Here is a 17,489-nt window from a genome sequence, read left to right on the forward strand (position 1 = left end):
TGCGGCCCGGGATGTCGTACAGCAGCACCGGCAGCCCGCAGGCGCCGGCGACCGTGCGGAAGTGTGCCTCGACGGCGTCCTGCGGCGGCAGGCTGTAGGACGGCGTGAGCACCAACAGGCCGTCGGCGCCCGCCTTCTCGGCCTGCCGGGCCTGTTCGACGGCGTGCCGGGTGTCGTTGCTGCCGACGCCCGCGACGACGGACGCGCGGTCGCCGACCGCGTCGGCCACGGCCCGGACGAGCGCGGCCTTCTCGTCGTCGGAGGTGGTCGGCGACTCGCCGGTCGTGCCGGACACGACGAGGCCGTCGCAGCCCCGGGACACCAGGTGGTCGGCGAGCTGCCGGGCGCCGTCGAGGTCGAGGGCGCCCTCGGCCGTGAAGGGCGTGATCATCGCGCAGAGGGCGCGGCCGAAGGGCGCCGGGGTTCGGGAGGTCATGAGGGAAGTCTCGGCCCGCCCGTGTTGAAGCTCCACTTAATTCTTCTACGAAGTAATCGACAGGAACGCTACGAGGTGTGGCAGGCACTGGTGCCAACTCGCCCCCATGTAGGCCACTATGGCGGGACAGTCGGTCCCTAGGAGGCGTCATGAGGCTCGGCAAGGCACTCTCCACCGGAATCGCCGAAGAGCGGCCGTCGCGGCACGAGGAGCACGCGCCGGAGCAGCAGCACGCGCCGGAGCCGGAGCACGTGCCGGAGCGGCGCGAGCCGACCGCACAGGACCGGCCGACCGGTACCCCGGCAGAGGCTCCGGCCGAGGCCGCGGCCGCCCGATGAGGCTGCGGCTCCCCGAGGAACGCCCGACGGAGCCGCCCACCGGATACAAGATCGCCCGCCCGGTGCTGTCCCACGACGGCACCCGGGCCGGCTTCACCGGCGTCTCCCTCGGCGCGGGCCGGCCCTACGGAGTCCTCGACGAAGCGGCCTGCGCCTACGGCAGACGGCACCGCGCCCCGCACCGCCGCTGCGACTGCGGCTTCCACTGCGTGCACGACCGGGCGACCGCCGAGGCGCTCCTGTGCACCGCCGAGCACCGCGGGGCGGCGCTCCTCGAAGTGACGGTGCTCGGGGCCTACATCCGGTTCGAGCGCGGCTTCCGGTACGCGCGGCAGCGGGTGCGCGGCGCGACGGTGCCGCCGTGCGGCTGCGGCGCCGCGGCCACGCTGCTCGCCGACGCCGGGTGGGGCAGCCCGGGGTGGCGGGTCGTCGAGGCGGCGTGCGGGCGGTGCAGGGGAGGGCGGCAGGCCCTGTCCGTCGCGGAGTTCGCACGGCTCGCGGGGGAGGGGCTGAAGGTCGTCGCGGCCGAACCGTCCGTGTCCGGGGGCGGCGGCCCCGAGGGCCCCGGCGGCCTCGGCATGCCCGAACTGATGGCGGAGGCCGCGCTGCTGCAGGCACGGCTGGACTGGTTCCAGGCGGAGCTGGCGCGGTTCACCGTAGAGCAGCGGGGACCCGGAGAGCAGCGCGGATCCGGAGATCAGCCGGGATCCGGAGACCAGCGGGGATAGCGTCGCCCGGCGCGGGTACTCGGCCGTCCCAGCCAGAAGGGAGGCGAACCCCGTGACCGGGACCATGGGCGATCAGTCGACGCGCGAGCACGCGCAGCACTCGGTGGGAGAGCTCGTCGAACGGGCCACCGCACAGCTTTCGGAACTCGTACGCCAGGAAATGCGGCTCGCCGGACAGGAAATGGCCGCCAAGGGCAGGCGCGCGGGCCGCGGCGGAGGACTCCTCGGAGCGGCCGGCGCGGTCTCGTACGTCGGACTCATGGCGCTGGCGGCCACGGCGGTCGCGGCACTCGCACTGACCCTGCCCGTCTGGGGCGCGGCCCTCATCGTCACCGGCGTGCTCTTCGCCGTGGCCGGGGTGCTCGCCGCGGCGGGCCGACAGCAGCTGGCCCGCGCGGTGCCCCCCGTGCCGCGGGAGGCGATGGACAGCGTCAGGGCGGATGTCGACGAGATCAAGGAAAGGGCGCACCGATGACGGACACCCCCAAGCACGCGAAGAACGCGGGCGCGCAGCAGGACGTGGGCGCGAAGGGCCCCGACGAACTGCGTCGGCAGATCGAGGAGACCCGCGGCAGCCTCGGCGAGACCATCGAGGAACTCGCGGCGAAGGCGGACGTGAAGGCCCGCGCCCGGGAGCGGGCCGCGGCGGTGAAGGACCACGTACAAGGGACGGCGGCACAGGTGAAGGACAAGGTGACGGAGCAGGCGGCACGCGCCAAGGACAAGGCCACGGCCGAGGCCGGGCACGCGAGGAGCGCGACGGCCGAAGGTGCGGCCCGCGCGAAGGGCAAGGCGGCCGAGGGCGCCGGGCGGGCCAAGGGCGCCGTGCTGGAGGGGAAGGCGCGTGCGGAGCGGTACCCCGCCGTGGTCCAGGCCGAGGAGAAGGTGGCCGGGGCCGCGCGCCGCGTGCAGGACGGCACGCCCGAGCCCGTGCGGGCCGCCGCGAGCGGCGTCGTGCGGACCGGCGGCCGCCACCCGCGGACGGTCGCCGCGGCCGGGGTGGGCGTCCTGGTGGCCTGTCTGGTGCTGCGCCGCCGCAAGCGGGCGTCCCGCCGATGAGCGGGCCCAAGATCCTCTACAAGCCGCTCGGCATGGCCTTCGGCATGCTGGGCGGCGCGGTCGCGGGCGCGCTGTTCCGGCGCACCTGGAGGGCGGTGGCGGGCGAGGACGACGCACCGGACGCCCACGACGAGGAACGCTCCTGGAGCGAGATCCTCGCCGCCGCGGCGCTGCAGGGCGCGATCTTCGCCGTGGTCAAGGCGGCGGTGGACCGCGGCGGCGCGGTCGGCGTACGGCGTCTGACGGGCCGCTGGCCGGGCTGATGCCCGCGGCCGTCTGACATGAACGGCGCGGGCGCCGACAGGCCGGACGAATGCAGAGGCCTCGAGGCACGATGAACAAGAGCACCCCCCATGGCTCCGACGACACAAGCGGCGGCGGCGACAGCACCGGCCGCCCCCGCTACACCGGGCAGCGAGCGGCGCGTCGTCCTCGTGACGGGCTCCTCGTCCGGCATCGGCGCCGCCATCGCCCGCCGCCTCGCCGCCGCCGGCGTCCGTGTGGTCGTCAACTCCGCCCGCTCGGTCGAGGCGGGCGAGAAAGCCGGCGGCCGAACTGCCGGACGCCGGCTACGTGCGGGCGAGCGTCGCCGACGAGGCCGACGCCGCGCGGCTCGTGCGGACCGCCGTCGACACGTACGGCCGCCTGGACATCCTGGTCAACTGCGCGGGCACCACCCTCCGCCATAGCGTGGAGCGCATGGGGGGACCCCCATCGTCGACCACGACGACCTGGCGGCGGCCAACCCCGAGGTGTCGCGGGAGCCGTACGACGTCAATGTCATCGGCGTGTGGCGGACCATCGCCGCGGCCGTCCCGCACCTGCGCGCGAGCGGCGCGGGCAGCATCGTCACCATCACCTCGCGGGCGGGCGTGCGCCCGAACGGGCAGCTCCATTCCGTACGCGGTGAGCAAGGCCGCCGTGAACCACATGGCCAGGCTGCTCGCCGAGACGCTGGGCCCGGACGTACGGGTCAACGCGGTGGCGCCCGGCATGATCGACACGCCGTGGTGCGACGGCGTCGAGGGCACCGAGGCGTCCATGGCGGCGGTGGCGCAGCGGCTGCCGCTGGGCCGCGTGGGCCGCCCCGAGGACATCGCCGAGGCGGTGGTCGACCTGGCCAACTCCTGGTACATCACCGGAGAGCTGCTGCTCGTCGACGGCGGCGGCCACCTCCTGTAGCCCCTCGGGCGGCGCCGGGCCCGCGTTGACGGGCCAGGACACCCGGAGGAAGCTCGGCCCATGGCCACGACGCAGCAGCATCCGTACGCGCGTTACGTCGCGATCGGCGACAGTCAGACGGAGGGCCTCGGGGACGGCGACGAGGAGCACGGCTACCGCGGCTGGGCCGACCGGCTCGCCGAGATCCTCGCCGCCGGACATCCGGACTTCACCTACGCCAACCTCGCCGTGCGCGGCCGCCGGACGGCACGGATCAAGGCGGAGCAGCTGGGGCCCGCCCTCGCGCTGAAGCCGGATCTCGTGACCGTCATGGCGGGCATGAACGACCTGGTGCGGCCGGGCTTCGACGTCGCGCGCGTCGCCGCCGACGTCGAGGAGATGTTCACCGAACTCACCGCGGCGGGCGCGCGCGTGGCCACCGTCACCTTCCCGGACATCGGGCGCATCTCGCCGCTCGCGCGGCGTGCGCTGCCCCGCGTCCTCGATCTCAACGCCCGGATCCGCGCGGCCGCCGACCGGCACGGCGTGGTCGTGCTCGACACCTTCCCGCACCGCATCACCACCGACCCGCGGCTGTGGAGCAACGACCGCATGCACGCGAGCCCGCTCGGCCACGCCCGGATCGCCGCGGGCATGGCGGACGCGCTCGGCGTCGCCGGGCAGGAGAGCTGGATGAGCCCGCTGCCGCCGCTGGCCCCGGTGTCCGTGCTCGGGGCGGTGACGGCGGAGGCGCGCTGGTTCGCGGGGTTCATGGGGCCCTGGATGTGGCGGCGGGTACGGGGGCGGTCGTCGGGCGACGGACGGGAGGCGAAGCGCCCGGCGCTCGAAGCGGTGATCGCGGCGGGTCACGAACGGGCTTGACCTCAACCTCGGTCGAGGTCGGAGTGTGGTGCACGCACGGAGCGACCACCCGCTCCGGCACCCGACTTCGACCGAGACGGACGGACCCGCCATGCCCACGACCACCACCCTCAGCACCGGCACCCTCCCCGACCCGGCCCGCGCCGACGGCGGCCTCACCTTCATCAGCACCTGGAGCGCGGGCTCGCCCGAGCGGCAGCGGGCCACCCTGGAGGCCATCGCGAAGGCCTGGGAGACCCGCCCCTGGCCGCACGAGGGCCTCCTCTCGTACACGGTGTACGCGGGTTCCGACGGCTCGACGGTCCTGCACCACTCGCAGTGGCGGGACGAGGAGGCCTACCAGGACTTCTTCGCGAGCACCGGCAACGGCAGGGACGCGCGGAACGCCGAGATCGACGCGGCCGTGCCGGGCATCGAGCGGCTCGGCCTGAACAAGACGCGGCGGTACCGCAGTTGGACCGACGGGCGCGGGCGCGAGGGGCGCGAACCCGGCGCGATCGTGATCGCCGGGGTCGACTTCGATGCGCCCGACCCCGAAGGGCAGCGCGCCTGGTCGGACCGGGCGGCCGAGGCCCTGGACAGCGCCCCCGCGGGGGACCTCGGCCTGTACGCCGCGCACTTCCACGTCAGCACGGACGGCAGGCGGGTCGTCACCTACGCGGAGTGGGAGAGCGAGCGGGCCCACGTCGACGCGCTCGCCTCGGCGGGCGGCGGCGCGGGCGACAGGTACCGGTTCGCGTACGGCTTCGTACCGAGCAAGGCGTAGTTTTTCCCGGCCCCTCGCCGCCCACCGCCCCGCTCTCCTGGACAGCGGCAGGCGGCGGCGGGACGGTGGAGCCATGCTGGACGTCACCTCGATCCCTCGCCACCACCCCGGGGACCGGCATGAGCGGTGACGGCAGGACGGGCCGGGGCAGGCCGGGCAGACGCAGGACCGGCAGGGGCAAGGCCGAGAGCGGGAGGCCCGGCGACAGCACCGGGAGCGCCGCCGACGGCACGAGCGTCCCGGGCGGTACGGGCAAGCCCTTCGAGATCGTCCGTGAGCTGGAGGTCGAGGGTTCCCCGGCCCAGCTCTGGGCCGCCCTCACCACCGGCACCGGCGGCTGGCTGTGGCCCATGGAGTACGAGCCCCGCGAGGGCGGCGCCGCCCCCTCCGGCGCCACCGTCACCCGCTGGGACCCGCCCCACCGCCTCACCGCCCGCGTCGAGGACCCGGCCGGCCTGCCCGGCCGGCCCCTCAACCAGGTCGACCACGTCATCGAGCCGCGCGACGGCGGCCGCCGCTCCTGGCTGCGCCATGTGCACAGCGGCATCTTCACCGGCGACTGGGACACGCAGTACGACGGCGTCGTGAAGCACACCGACTTCCATCTGCACACCCTGGGCCAGTACATGGCGTACTTCGAGGGCCGCCCCGTCACCTACTCCGCCCTGACCGGACCGTCCGCCTCCGCCGCCCCGGACGCCTTCGTCAGGCTCGGCCGGGCCCTCGGCCTGCCCGACGACGCCACGGACGGCGCGCGGGTGCGGGTGCAGGCCGCGGGCGGGGAGCTGGACGCGGTGATCGACTTCCGCAGCCGTTACTTCATCGGCCTGCGCGCCGACGAGACGCTGCACCGCTTCTACGGGCGCAACCACTTCGGTGCCCCGGTCGGCATCAGCATCCACGACTTCGGCGCGCACGCGGACGCCAAGGGCACCGAACTGGCGTGGCAGGACTGGCTGGACCACCTCTACGGCTGAGGCGGTCCTGCCGGTCCTGCCGGTCCCCGACGGCTACGGCCGGAAGCGCAGCACCTGCGGGTCGTGGTCGCTGTTCTGCTCCGCGAACTCCGCGTTGATGTGCACGCTGTCGTAGCTGAAGTCGTCCACGTCGCCCACCCCCGGACTGGTCAGGATCTGGTCGAGGACCTGCGAGTTGCCCTGGTAGACGTACGAGTAGCGCTCGCTCCTGGGCAGCGACCTGGCGGCGGAGCGCAGCGCGCCGCCGTCCTCCAGGGCCTTGGTGGCCGCGGAGAACTCGAAGTCGTTGATGTCGCCGAGCACGACGACGTCGGCGTTCCGCTGGACCTTGCGGATGTCCTTCACGAACCCGTTCACGGCCTGCGCCTGCAGCAGCCGCTTGGCCTCGGAGGAACGCACCGGCGGCTGGTGGTGCGAGGTCAGCCCCTCGTCGCCGCCCTTCGACCCGAAGTGGTTGGCGATCACGAAGACGGTCCGGCCGCGGAAGGTGAACTCACCGGCCAGCGGCTTGCGGCTGTCCGCCCACGCCGCGTTCCCCGGGTCGACGCGCCCGGGGGAGTGGCTCAGTGCGGCCCGGCCGCCCTTGCGCACGACCTCGGTGGGGGTCGTCGCGTCGCCGGGCGCGCGCTCGGTGAACGAGACCCGCTCGGGGTTGTAGAGGAAGACCTGCCGGATGTTGCCGCCCGGCTCGCCGCCGTCCTTGTTGTTCTCCGGGTCGACGGACCGCCACGCGTAGCGCGGCCCGCCCGCGGCGACGATCGCGTCCGTGAACTTCTTCAGGGTCGCCTCCGCGGAGACCGTGCCGTCGTTCTTCGCCCCGTTGTCGTCCTGGATCTCCTCCAGGGCCACGATGTCGGGCGAGGCGAGGTTCGCGACGACGGCCCCGGCGAGCGCGTCGAACTTCTTCTGCGGGTCGGTCGGGTCGAGGTTCTCGACGTTGTACGTGGCCACGGCGAGCTCGCCCTTGGCCTGCCGCCGCGTCTTCTCGCGGGTGAGGCCCTTGCCGTCGACCTTGCCGAGCTCACGCGCCACGACGGTGTAGCCGCCGAACTGGTTGAAGTCCAGGGGGCCCTCGGCGCCGCCGCGCAGGACGTCACCGACGTCCGCCTTGGGGAACGGCTGCTCGGAGACCGGGGCGAGCTGCTGGATCTGCAGCCGTCCGCCGTTCTGCGCGTCGTAGGAGCCGTAGACGGTGCCGCCGCGCCTGTTCCGGTTCTCGTGCTTCTTCACCGTGACCCACAGCTCGTTGTACGCGTCGGTCGCGCCGACCACGCGCGAGCTGCCGACCCGTACGTTCATGCCCTCCAGGGACTCGTAGAGGTCGAGGGCGTACGAGCGCGGCTTCAGCGGCAGCGCGTTGATGCTGCCGCCCTGCGCGGGGTCGCCGGTGGGCGCGTACGCGGCGGGCACGGACTTCGCGTCGATCGTGACCGGCGCGGGCAGCGGGTTGCCGGACGACTCCACGGTCACCGTCGGCTTGGTGATCTGGGTGAGGGACTGGTTGCCGGAGCCGGCGCCCCCGGGAACGTACTCGCCGACCGTCCCGGAGACCCGGACCGCGTCGCCCGCCTCGACGGTGAGCGCCGCCGAGCCGGTGAAGACGAAGACGGCCTCACTGGTGGCGGGGTCGGCGTCGGCCGCCCCGGCGGCGGACTGGATCCAGAAGCCCTTCGAGCCGTACCCGCGGACCCCGGTCACGATGCCTGCGACGTCCTCGACCTGCTGTCCCGCCAGGGGCGAGACGCGGGTGGTGCCCTGGATGTCGTGGATGCCGACCTCGTCAGCGGAGGCGCCGGAGGCGGCGGAGGACGAGACCACGAGCAGTCCCGCGGCCAGGGCGGTGGCGACGACGGCGCTGACGGCGGCGGTTCTCGGTACGCGGGGCGTCGGTATGTGCGGCATCAGTGACTCCGGATGAGGGTGGGAGCAGGGAAAGGAACGGTGCGGCGGTGCGGGCCCGTGCGGGGCTCTACGCGCGTCAATCTCTTGTGTGACCAGGGGAGTTGTCAAGGTTGTTCGGGTGTTCCGACGCTGTACGTTTTCTGACAGGGACATGAACCGGGCGGCATGGTGCCAAATCCGTCTAGGCTTGCGCCTTGCCGACCCGTACCCTCGGCGCCCCACACCCTCGGAGGAGAACCAGCCGATGTCCGTAAGCCCCGCCACCCTGCCGCCGGTGCTGCTGCACTCCGAAGCGGAACTCGCGCGGGCCGCGCTCGCCACGCCGCTGCTGTCCCGCGCCGTGCGGCTCGCCCGCTGGGCGGGACCCGACACCCGCGTCGGCGCGGGCGGTGAGCTCGTCGACGCACAGCTCCCGGCGGCCGCCGCCGAGCTGGGCCTCGCGACGGACGACCCCGATGCGGCCGCGTACGCGAGCGAGGCCTGGCGGGTCGCGGTGGACACCGGTCTCGTCGACGTCACGGACGCCGAGGAGGAGGGCGCGGAAGGCACCGTCACCCAGGGCGAGGACCTCGCGCTGCTCTCCGCGGGCAGCCCGCAGGACGTCCTCGGCATCTGGCTCGGCGCCCTCGACACGGTGTACGCGGACGCCACCGTGCCCGACATGGAGAACCTCCTCGACGTCCTGGAGGCGAACGGCGAGGTCGACTTCGAGGAGCTCGGCTGGGACCCGCAGGCCGAGGCCGACTTCCTGGACGGCGTCCTCGGCAACCTCTACCTGCTCACCGTGGGCGACGCCGCGGGCGGCGAGAGCCCGGTGCCGCTGCCCGCGCTCGCCGCCTCGATGATCGTCCCCGACGACATGGGCGAGCCCACGGATGACATCCTGGAGCAGGTGTCGGACGCGATGATGAAGCTCGACGACCAGTTCCGGATCTTCGAGCCGCTCGGTCTCGTCGAGTACCAGCCGGTCGACGAAGCGCTCATGGCCGACATCGACGAGGACGGCCCCGAGCCCGCCCCCGTCGACGACGAGGACGTCAGCCGCTACGGCATGGTCCGGCTCACCCCGCTCGGCCTGTACGGCGTCCGGGCCCGGATGCTGGAGGCCGGCGTCGACGCGCCCGCCGTCGGCGACCTCGCGGACAAGGGCGCGGACGTGCTGCTCGACGGCACCTCCGGCTTCCCGCAGCACGCCGCCCAGGCGGAGATCGAGCGCTGGCTCGCCCGGCACGAACCGCTGGGCGCCGCACGGGAGTTGCTGGTCGCGGCGCGCGGCGGCGACGAGGGTGCGCCGCTGCGCAGGCTCCGCTGCCAGCAGGCGCTCTCCCTGGTGGGCAACGAGGCGGAGCCCGCCCTGCGCGACGTCCTCGACGACCCGGAGCTCGGGGGCCTCGCCCGGGTGTGGCTCGCCGAGCACGACGCCGCGGACGTGCCCGCGCCGTCGCAGGACCTCATCTTCTGGCTGACCATCGACACGCTCGCCGCGCAGCTCGCCGTCGAGGGCAACTCGGACGAGTTGCAGGGCCTGGTGGAGGGCCTCGCGCAGCGGCACAGCGGCTTCTTCGCCACGGCATGGCGGGTCGAGCACCCCGCCACGGCCGACGTCCTGGAGGCGATGGGCCGCCTGCACCCCGACAAGAAGGTGGCGAAGGAGGCCCGCAAGGCGGCCTTCAAGGCGCGGAACCTCTAGCCGGTTCGAGCCGTGCGGCGCGGGCACGTGAGCCCGTCCGGCGTTTGAGGACGAGCCCGAAGGGCGATCGACGGCACCCCGGGTGGGCCCGGGCCCAACGGCCCAGGCCCACCCGGAAGCCGCTACCCCCTGCCGGGAGGCGTCAGCACTCGTAGCGAGTCGTGTGCTTGAACGACGACGTCGCGCCGTCGAACCCGTACGTACCCCGGTACGCCGGAGGATTCTGGTACTCGCCCACGATCGTGATCCTGTTCGCGCACGACCCCTGCCCGGCGCGCTTCGCGTCGAGCCTTATCGTCTCGCCGATCGCGCCGCCCGTGATGTCCCACGGCGCGCCGCAGATGCCGGACGTGATCTGCCCGCCCGTCACCACGTGCGGATAGGTGTTGGGGTTGTACTTCACCTCGAGGACGAACGTGACCGCGCCGCTGTGGAGCGTCAGCTTGCACTCCGTCGACAGGGCCTCGGCCGACACCTCGGCCTGCGGCGCGGCGAACGCCTCGTCGCGCGTCTTGACCTCGGCGCCCTGCGGATTGTGGAAGCGGTGCTCCGTCCGCGACTGGCCGCCCTTCTGCTTGCGTGCCTGGGTGGTCATGGAAAACCCTCCTTCCGTTCTGACCGTCAGGCCAGCAGCTCGGCGATCTCCACGCGCAGCAGCGCGCGGACGTTCTCGATGTGGTTGACGATGGTCGCGACCGACGAACCGGCGAAGAGCAGACCCACCGCGACGTCGTCCTGCGAGGTGACCAGCGAACCGGAGTCGCCGCCCGCGGAGATGTTCGTCGTGACGATCTGGTCCTTGAAGCGGGCCGTGCCCGCCGTGCCGTAGTTCACGTCGACCGTCGAGTCGACCGCGATGATGCGGCCGAAGCTGATGTTCGTCGTCCTGCCGGTCTTCTTCACCAGGTCGCCGACGGCCACATTGGCCTTGCGCCGCCAGGCGCGCGGGGCGCCGCTGAAGTACTGCTCGCGCGTCGCGTCCTGGAAGTCGACCGAGCCGAGCGCCGCGTCCACGACGTTGTTGTGCCGCTCCACCGGGATCTGTGGGGCGAACTGGATCGTGATGAAGCGCTCCAGGGTCGCGATGCGGTCCGCCGGGTCCTGCCCGCCGTCGAAGACGCCGGGCTGCACGATGGCGCTGCCCAGCTGCGCCCGGTTGGAGTCGGCCAGCACGTGGTTGTTGGAGAGGATGTAGAACTTCGCCGGTACGCCGAGACCCGCGCCGGGCGGGTCGACGGAGGCGCCGGGCAGGAAGTCGTAGACCACGCTGCCGAGCGTGCCCGCGGTCACCCGGACGTTGCCGACCGAGAAGCCGGAGGGGCACGGGCGCATCCGGCGCTTGAGGAGCTGCGGCTCGAACGCGCCGCGTCCGACGAGCTCTTCGAGCTGCGGCTGACCGAGGCCCGAGAGCTGCTCGCTGACGCTGCCGTCCGGTCCGTACGTCACCGAGGCGCGGTCGTCGGCCCGCCGGCCGCCCGCCCTGCTCTGCTGGCGCTGCGCCGCGATGTGGCCCACCGCGACGACGTCGGTCGGGGTGCCGTCGTCCATCTGACGGGGGACGACGTCCCGCTCCGGGAGCATCGACTCCGGGAGCTTCTGGGTGACGAACACGACGACGGCGGGCTCGCCCGTGGGCTCCCCGTCGCTCCACTTCACGCCGTGGCCGAAGCCGACCACGTTCGAGAGCGGCTGCTGGGGCCGCAGGAAGTCGGACATCGCCTGCTGGCGGGAGCTGTCGCTCAGTTGACCGCCGGTGGGTCCTCGCATCAGTTCGGGCTGGCTCACCACGCCAGACCACCTCTTCCCCTTTGAAGGGTGGGAGCTCCGGGCCGCGCCAGGGCGTCGCTCTCGCTACGTCCCGCCGTCCTGCGCGTCGACTTCGCCGATGGCGAGTACGCGTACGGGGACGCCTTCGAGCGTGTCCGGAACCACGTCTTCGTCACGGAGACGGTCACGGGGCACCCGGTGGGTCACAAAGACGACGATCACGTCCTGACCCGAGTGTTCGTCTCTGCCGGTGCCGACTCCGGTGACATTGGCCAGCTTCATCAGCCGGCCTTCATGGAGGCTGCGTGCCTGATGTGCGTCCACTCGGCTCGCCTCTCCGTGCGGGTGGTGCAGCACTGCACGTACGTGATGTCTATTGCGGTGTGCATCGCGGGTCAAGGTGTTCTGCGGTGATTCTTCGCTTTACGGCTGATCCGTTCCTGTTGACCTTGTTTCCCGAGCCTTGTCACGTACGCAGATGCGAGGCGCCGTTCAGGTCGAGCACCGCCCCCGAGGCCCACTCGGCGACCGGCGACGCCAGCCACAGCACGGCGGCCGCGATCTCCTCCGCCGTGCCCGCCCGTCCGAAGGGGCTCTGCGCGCGGATCGCCGCGCCCTCGGCGCCGCTCAGCCGGTGCGCCACCCGCTCCGTCTCGAAGAACCCGGGCGCCACCGACGCCACCGCGATCCCGTGCGGTGCGAGGGAGACGGCGAGCGACTGGCCGAGCGCATGGACGGCGGCCTTCGTCGCGCCGTAGGCCGGATGGTCGGGCTCGCCCCGGAACGCGCCGCGCGAGCCGATGTTCACGATCCGGCCGCCCGTGCCCTGGTCGATCATGCGGTGGGCCGCGAGATGGCTGAGGTTCGCCGTGGCGAGCAGGTTCACCGAGACGTGTCGCTGCCACAGGGCCGCCCAGTCCTCGTACGAGGTGTCGGCGAGGGGGTGCGGAAGGTTCACGGCGGCGTTGTTCACCAGCACGTCGATGCCGCCGAGCGCCTCGGCCGCACGGCCCGCGACGTCCGCCGCGCCCGCCGGGTCCGACAGGTCGCCGCCCACCAGCACGTGCCCCGTGCCTTCCAGGGAGTCGAGCGTCGCCCGCGCGTCCTCCTCGCGCGAGCCGTAGTGCACGGCGACCCGGTCGCCGTTCGCGGCGAAGGCACGGGCGACGGCGCGGCCGAGGCCGCGGGAGGCGCCGCTGACCACGACGCGGCGGGCGGTGGCTGACTGGTGCACGGGCAGGTTCATGGAAGGAGGCCCCTCGACGTCGGACGGTGTTCAACCGCCGTTTATACGCGAGCGGGACGGTGACGCCGACAGCAGCCCGGTCCCACGTACCGCCCTCGCGCCCTCAGGAGAAACGATGTCGCTCACCCGCAGGGATTTCGCCAGACGCTCCGCGCTCACCGGTGCGGGGGTCGCCCTGACCGGCAGCGTCGGCGCGCTCGCCACCGCGCCCGGCGCCCTGGCCGCGACGGAGGTCACGGAGGCGGCGGGCACTCCCGGCAACGACGACCACGACGGCCACGGCCGCCCCGGTCACCACGGCCCCGGCTACGGCCCCCTCCGGCCCGACCCGGCAGGCCTGCTCGCGCTGCCCGCCGGATTCTCGTACCGCGTCATCACGCACAGCGGCAAGACCAAGCTGGAGAGCGGCGAGTTCACGCCCTCCAACCATGACGGCACCGCCACCTTCCGCGGCCCGCGCGGCACCACGCTCCTCGTCAACAACCACGAGCTGGGCGGCCCCCGCAGCAAGTGGCAGCACCCCGTCCCGCTCACCGAGGGCCTCGTCTACGACCCCGCCGCGGCCGGCGGCTGCACCGTCGTCGAGGTCCGCCCCGACGGGCACGTCGCCGAGTGGGTCGGCATAGCCGGGACCGCCACCAACTGCGCGGGCGGCAGCACCCCTTGGGGCACCTGGCTCACCTGCGAGGAGACCGAGGACCGGGCCGGTCGGAACGGCATGACCAAGGACCACGGCTACGTCTTCGAGGTCGACCCCCTCGACAGGCGCGCCAACCGCGCCCCCAAGCCGATCAAGGCGCTCGGCCGCTACGCCCACGAGGCCGTCGTCGTCGACCCCAAGCGCGGCCACCTCTACCTCACCGAGGACGCCTCCGGCCCGAACGGACTCCTCTACCGCTGGACCCCGCCGCAGGGCTTCGAGCACGGCCGCGGCAGGCTGCGCACCCTCGCCGACGACGCGGGCGTCCTGAAGGCCCCCAAGTGCTACGACTCCGGCGGCCGCTTCGTCGACGACCTGTCCCGCGCCACCAGGACCGGCACGGTCTACGGCGTGGACTGGGTCGAGGTCCCCGACCGCGACGCGCGGACCGTGCCCGTGCGCCAGCAGTTCGACGACGGCGACATCACGCGTGCCCGCAAGCTCGAAGGCATGTGGTGGGGCGACGGCGGTGCCTACATCGTCTCCTCCTTCGCCCGCGACGAGAGCCCCGTCCCGCACGACGGGCAGGTGTGGTTCTACCACCCGGGCCGCCGCACCCTGACCCTGAAGGTGCTGCTCGGCGTGAACCAGGACCCCGGCAAGGACGGCGCCTTCGACGGCCCCGACAACATCACCGTCTCGCCCTACGGCGGCCTGGTCATCGCCGAGGACGGCGACGGCATCCAGCACCTCTTCGGCGCCACGGAGAGCGGCCGCACCTACCCGATCGCACGCAACGAACTCAACGCGGGCACCGAAGAGAAGCCCGAGTACAGCGAGTTCACCGGCGTCACGTTCTCGCCCGACGGCAGGACCCTGTACGCCAACATCCAGACGCCCGGCATCATGCTCGCGATCACCGGCCCGTGGCGGCGGCAGCGGCACTGAACGGTTCCCCGAGTGGTGATCAGGTAGGCATCTACGGTTCAGCCATGGGCAAGTTGTGTGATCGCTGCGGCAGTCCAGTGAAGATGCGGCGGCGGCGCTTCTGCAGCAACAGGTGTAGTTTGCAGGCGACCGCCGAGCAACGGGCTTCCTCCAAGCGGCGGCTGAAGCCTGCTTGCCCGCAATGCGGTGAGCCTGTCCGAAACCATGGCGCCGAGCACTGCAGCCGAGAGTGCGCCAATGTCACTCGCCGCCAAGCCGCTCTGGCCAGACGCGGGGCACCTTCGCCTTGTCGGCGATGTGGCTCGACGGACCGCAGCCCTCGATCCAACGGACCCTACTGTTCATGGGGCTGCTTCAATGAGGATCGTTACGAACGGACCGGAACGTTCGCCAGATGGTTCGCTGCATGGCGCTCGGGAGAAGTGAGCGGCACCAGGGAAGATGGGAGCCCGGACTGGCGCGTGCGCCAAGCCCTCGTCCTTCTGCGCGGTCAGAAATGTGAACTGTGCGGTTGGGACAGGGGCAACCCGGTGTCAGGGCGAGTGCCGCTCCACGTCGATCACATCGACGGAGACCGGTTACGGAACCGGCCGGAGGACGTTCGCCTGCTGTGCCCCAACTGCCACGCTCTCACGCCGACATACCAGCACCTGAACAACCCCAGGGTCAGGCCGGTTCGGGAGAAGATGAGCCGACGGTACAGGAATGTCTGGCTGAACCGCGACGGAAAGGCTTGACCGAGCCCCGCGAACCCGAGAAGTCCCTGCTCAAGTACGACACGGCGGCCAAGGGCTACCGCTTCGGTGACATCCTCAACCTCGTGCACGCGGCGCCGGACCCGGCCAAGCCGTGGCAGGGCGACCTGTTCCGGTACGCGCTCGACCGCCGACACCACCCGGAGGCCGCCGTGCCGCCCGAGGGCGCGCGCGTCCTCGCCGCACACCGCGAGCTGATGGCGCTGCCCGTCGAGGAGTGCCGCGCGGTCGTCCACGGCGAAGGCGGCGCCGAGCGGCTCGCCGCGGCAGGCATCACCTGGGAGGCGCTCGCGGGCTGGCTGCAGGGGCCCATGGACAAGGCGGCCTGGGAGGCCGTGATCCCGTCCATGGGTGCCATGGCGCTGGTCCACAACCTGCGGAACTTCGACGAGGCGGGGGTCTCGGACCGGGTCGCGGCGACCGTCGCGGCGCGGCTCGCCGACCCGGAGGCCGTCGCGAGGTCGCGGCAGTTCCCCTTCCGCTACCTCGCCGCGTACCAGCACGCGCCGTCGCTGCGCTGGTCGTACCCGCTGGAGCAGGCGCTCGGCCACTCGCTCGCGAACGTGCCGTCGCTGCCGGGCCGGACGCTGATCCTGGTCGACCGCTCCGGCTCGATGTGGTCGCCGCTGTCGGACCGCTCGCAGCTCAACCGGGCCGACGCGGCCGCGATCTTCGGCACGGCGCTCGCGCTGCGGGCCGCCGACGCGGACCGGCACCAGCAGCCAGCGGGTGAAGTTCGGCGCGGGCGAGTCCGTCCTGAAGATCCTCGACCGCTTCGACGGCCTCGGGGGCACGAACACCACCGAGGCGGTGCGCCGCTTCTACAAGGAGCACGACCGGGTCCTGATCGTCACCGACGAGCAGGCGACGTACCACTACCACGGCGACCCGACCGAGCAGGTTCCGGCGGCCGTCCCCGTCTACACCTGGAACCTGGCGGGCTACCGCGCCGGACACGGCGCATCGGGCGAGGGCAACCGCCACGTCTTCGGCGGCCTCTCGGACGCGGCGTTCCGGATGGTGCAGCTGCTGGAGGCGGGGGAGAACGCCGACTGGCCCTGGGCGGCGCCGGACACGGTGCGTGGCTGAAAGGGAGCGGGCCGTCACCCGCATCCCCCGTTCGGGTCGCATCCCACACCCGGGATGCGGCCCGTCGGCCCGTGGCTTGTGTGTCTGTTCCATACCGATGTGAGGGCAGTGTCAGTACAGAGCATGGTGCCGCGGGCTCCCGAAGGCCCATACTGCGAACATGACGAGGCCCCCCGGCTCGCGCCGACACCTGCCGAACAGTCCCTTCAACGTGCCTGCCCCGCCCGCGCCACCCGTGGAGCACTTCGAGGTGGGCGACCGGGTCTCCCACGACCAGTACGGCCTGGGGAGGATCGTGGGCGTCGAGGGAGAGGACGCGGTCGTCATCGACTTCGCAGGCCGCCAGGGACGTTTCCTGAGCCCTTACCCGAAGCTGGCCAAGCTGTGACCACGATCTCTTGAAGTGACCTGAAGCGACACGCTTGAGGGGCGGCGGACCGCATGTGCGGATCGCCGCCCCTCAGCGCGTTCGCACGTCCCTCAGAGCGCCTGCGCCGAGGGCTTCACCATGCCGCGCACCGTGCGGGACTTCACGAACTGCCCCATGGCGGTCATTTCCCACTCGCCGGTGAACTGCTTGATCATCTTCGCCATCATCACGCCCGTCTGCGCCTCGGCGTTGGTCAGGTCGAAGCGGACCAGCTCCTCGCCCGACGCCGCGTCGATCAGGCGGCAGTACGCCTTCGCGACCTCCGTGAACTTCTGGCCGGAGAACGAGTTCACCGTGAAGACCAGGCCCGTGACCTCCTGCGGGAGACGGCCGAGGTCGACGACGATCACCTCGTCGTCACCGCCGCCCTCGCCCGTGAGGTTGTCGCCGGAGTGCTTGATCGCGCCGTTCACGATCGACAGCTTGCCGAAGTAGCAGCTGTCCACGTGGTTGCGCTGCGGGCCGTACGCAATGACGGAGGCGTCGAGGTCGATGTCCTTGCCGCGGAACGCGGGCTCCCAGCCGAGGCCCATCTTGACCTGCGAGAGCAGCGGACGGCCGCCCTTGACCAGGGACACCGTCTGGTTCTTCTGGAGGCTGACGCGGCCCTTGTCCAGGTTGATCTTCCCGGCGCCGGGCGCGGCGGGGGCCGGGGGGATCAACCTGGACAAGGGC

Annotated in this window: 19 protein-coding genes and 3 pseudogenes; 15 read left to right on the forward strand and 7 right to left on the reverse strand. The window is 72.5% G+C overall.

Features of this window, described 5'->3' with window-relative positions; all coding sequences use genetic code 11:
* Positions 1-436 (reverse strand): dihydrodipicolinate synthase family protein (locus AOK03_RS07420; protein ID WP_208609509.1); only part of this gene is annotated, 436 nt, incomplete at its 3' end.
* Between the two features lie 149 nt (positions 437-585).
* On the opposite strand from AOK03_RS07420, the gene AOK03_RS42460 reads away from it, so the two are divergent.
* From AOK03_RS42460 to AOK03_RS07465, 11 genes and pseudogenes are all read left to right on the forward strand, one after another.
* Entirely contained in the window at positions 586-774 is a 189-nt protein-coding gene (locus AOK03_RS42460) for a hypothetical protein (protein WP_055564374.1), read from the forward strand.
* Complete coding sequence (locus tag AOK03_RS07430) at positions 771-1,502, forward strand: hypothetical protein (RefSeq protein WP_055564375.1); 732 nt, start codon at positions 771-773, stop codon at positions 1,500-1,502. Before AOK03_RS42460 ends, AOK03_RS07430 begins: the two co-directional genes overlap by 4 nt.
* A gap of 52 nt (positions 1,503-1,554) precedes the next feature.
* On the forward strand, positions 1,555-1,977 hold the full coding sequence (locus AOK03_RS07435; protein ID WP_055564376.1) for a phage holin family protein: 423 nt from the start codon (positions 1,555-1,557) through the stop codon (positions 1,975-1,977).
* Entirely contained in the window at positions 1,974-2,561 is a 588-nt protein-coding gene (locus AOK03_RS07440; protein ID WP_055564377.1) for a DUF3618 domain-containing protein, read from the forward strand. The genes AOK03_RS07435 and AOK03_RS07440 overlap by 4 nt, the downstream gene beginning before the upstream one ends.
* Positions 2,558-2,824: a DUF4235 domain-containing protein gene (locus tag AOK03_RS07445; protein WP_055564378.1), complete on the forward strand. Its 267-nt coding sequence runs from the start codon at positions 2,558-2,560 to the stop codon at positions 2,822-2,824. Before AOK03_RS07440 ends, AOK03_RS07445 begins: the two co-directional genes overlap by 4 nt.
* 90 nt (positions 2,825-2,914) lie before the next feature.
* Positions 2,915-3,043 (forward strand): annotated as a pseudogene (locus tag AOK03_RS45115) (hypothetical protein); the annotation flags it as partial.
* A gap of 91 nt (positions 3,044-3,134) precedes the next feature.
* Positions 3,135-3,194 (forward strand): annotated as a pseudogene (locus tag AOK03_RS45120) (hypothetical protein); the annotation flags it as partial.
* Between the two features lie 273 nt (positions 3,195-3,467).
* On the forward strand, positions 3,468-3,743 hold the full coding sequence (locus AOK03_RS45125) for an SDR family oxidoreductase (RefSeq protein ID WP_157868883.1): 276 nt from the start codon (positions 3,468-3,470) through the stop codon (positions 3,741-3,743).
* 60 nt (positions 3,744-3,803) lie between these two features.
* Complete coding sequence (locus tag AOK03_RS07455; protein ID WP_055564379.1) at positions 3,804-4,604, forward strand: SGNH/GDSL hydrolase family protein; 801 nt, start codon at positions 3,804-3,806, stop codon at positions 4,602-4,604.
* Between the two features lie 91 nt (positions 4,605-4,695).
* Positions 4,696-5,370 carry an antibiotic biosynthesis monooxygenase gene (locus tag AOK03_RS07460; RefSeq protein WP_079074545.1) on the forward strand — a complete coding sequence of 225 codons (675 nt, stop codon included), beginning with the start codon at positions 4,696-4,698 and terminating at the stop codon, positions 5,368-5,370.
* A 119-nt stretch (positions 5,371-5,489) separates the two neighbouring features.
* Positions 5,490-6,347: an SRPBCC family protein gene (locus tag AOK03_RS07465; RefSeq protein ID WP_244177517.1), complete on the forward strand. Its 858-nt coding sequence runs from the start codon at positions 5,490-5,492 to the stop codon at positions 6,345-6,347.
* 33 nt (positions 6,348-6,380) lie between these two features.
* Here AOK03_RS07465 and AOK03_RS07470 read toward each other — a convergent pair whose 3' ends face one another.
* Positions 6,381-8,249, reverse strand: a complete 1,869-nt coding sequence (locus AOK03_RS07470; protein WP_055564381.1) for an endonuclease/exonuclease/phosphatase family protein — start codon at positions 8,247-8,249, stop codon at positions 6,381-6,383.
* A gap of 244 nt (positions 8,250-8,493) precedes the next feature.
* Between AOK03_RS07470 and AOK03_RS07475 the strand changes: the two genes are divergently transcribed.
* Positions 8,494-9,939 carry a hypothetical protein gene (locus tag AOK03_RS07475; RefSeq protein ID WP_055564382.1) on the forward strand — a complete coding sequence of 482 codons (1,446 nt, stop codon included), beginning with the start codon at positions 8,494-8,496 and terminating at the stop codon, positions 9,937-9,939.
* A 142-nt stretch (positions 9,940-10,081) separates the two neighbouring features.
* Here AOK03_RS07475 and AOK03_RS07480 read toward each other — a convergent pair whose 3' ends face one another.
* The 4 genes from AOK03_RS07480 to AOK03_RS07495 all read right to left on the reverse strand — a co-directional run bounded on the left by AOK03_RS07480 (position 10,082) and on the right by AOK03_RS07495 (position 12,952).
* Entirely contained in the window at positions 10,082-10,534 is a 453-nt protein-coding gene (locus AOK03_RS07480) for a hypothetical protein (RefSeq protein ID WP_055564383.1), read from the reverse strand.
* A 26-nt stretch (positions 10,535-10,560) separates the two neighbouring features.
* Positions 10,561-11,724: a chymotrypsin family serine protease gene (locus AOK03_RS07485; RefSeq protein ID WP_244177518.1), complete on the reverse strand. Its 1,164-nt coding sequence runs from the start codon at positions 11,722-11,724 to the stop codon at positions 10,561-10,563.
* A 66-nt stretch (positions 11,725-11,790) separates the two neighbouring features.
* A complete protein-coding gene (locus AOK03_RS07490) occupies positions 11,791-11,988 on the reverse strand; it encodes a hypothetical protein (protein WP_055564384.1) in 198 nt (65 codons plus the stop codon).
* A 184-nt stretch (positions 11,989-12,172) separates the two neighbouring features.
* Positions 12,173-12,952: an SDR family NAD(P)-dependent oxidoreductase gene (locus tag AOK03_RS07495; protein WP_055564385.1), complete on the reverse strand. Its 780-nt coding sequence runs from the start codon at positions 12,950-12,952 to the stop codon at positions 12,173-12,175.
* Between the two features lie 115 nt (positions 12,953-13,067).
* Here AOK03_RS07495 and AOK03_RS07500 point away from each other — a divergent pair, with 115 nt between their 5' ends.
* The 3 genes and pseudogenes from AOK03_RS07500 to AOK03_RS07510 all read left to right on the forward strand — a co-directional run bounded on the left by AOK03_RS07500 (position 13,068) and on the right by AOK03_RS07510 (position 16,772).
* Positions 13,068-14,540 carry an alkaline phosphatase PhoX gene (locus AOK03_RS07500; RefSeq protein ID WP_055564386.1) on the forward strand — a complete coding sequence of 491 codons (1,473 nt, stop codon included), beginning with the start codon at positions 13,068-13,070 and terminating at the stop codon, positions 14,538-14,540.
* 760 nt (positions 14,541-15,300) lie between these two features.
* Positions 15,301-16,384, forward strand: a pseudogene (locus AOK03_RS07505) (TROVE domain-containing protein); the annotation flags it as partial.
* A 160-nt stretch (positions 16,385-16,544) separates the two neighbouring features.
* A complete protein-coding gene (locus AOK03_RS07510; RefSeq protein WP_055564387.1) occupies positions 16,545-16,772 on the forward strand; it encodes a CarD family transcriptional regulator in 228 nt (75 codons plus the stop codon).
* Between the two features lie 92 nt (positions 16,773-16,864).
* Here AOK03_RS07510 and AOK03_RS07515 read toward each other — a convergent pair.
* The coding region (locus tag AOK03_RS07515; protein ID WP_208609510.1) for a TerD family protein at positions 16,865-17,489 on the reverse strand (625 nt) is incomplete at its 5' end.

Source organism: Streptomyces atriruber (assembly GCF_001418325.1).
Taxonomy (GTDB): domain Bacteria; phylum Actinomycetota; class Actinomycetes; order Streptomycetales; family Streptomycetaceae; genus Streptomyces; species Streptomyces atriruber.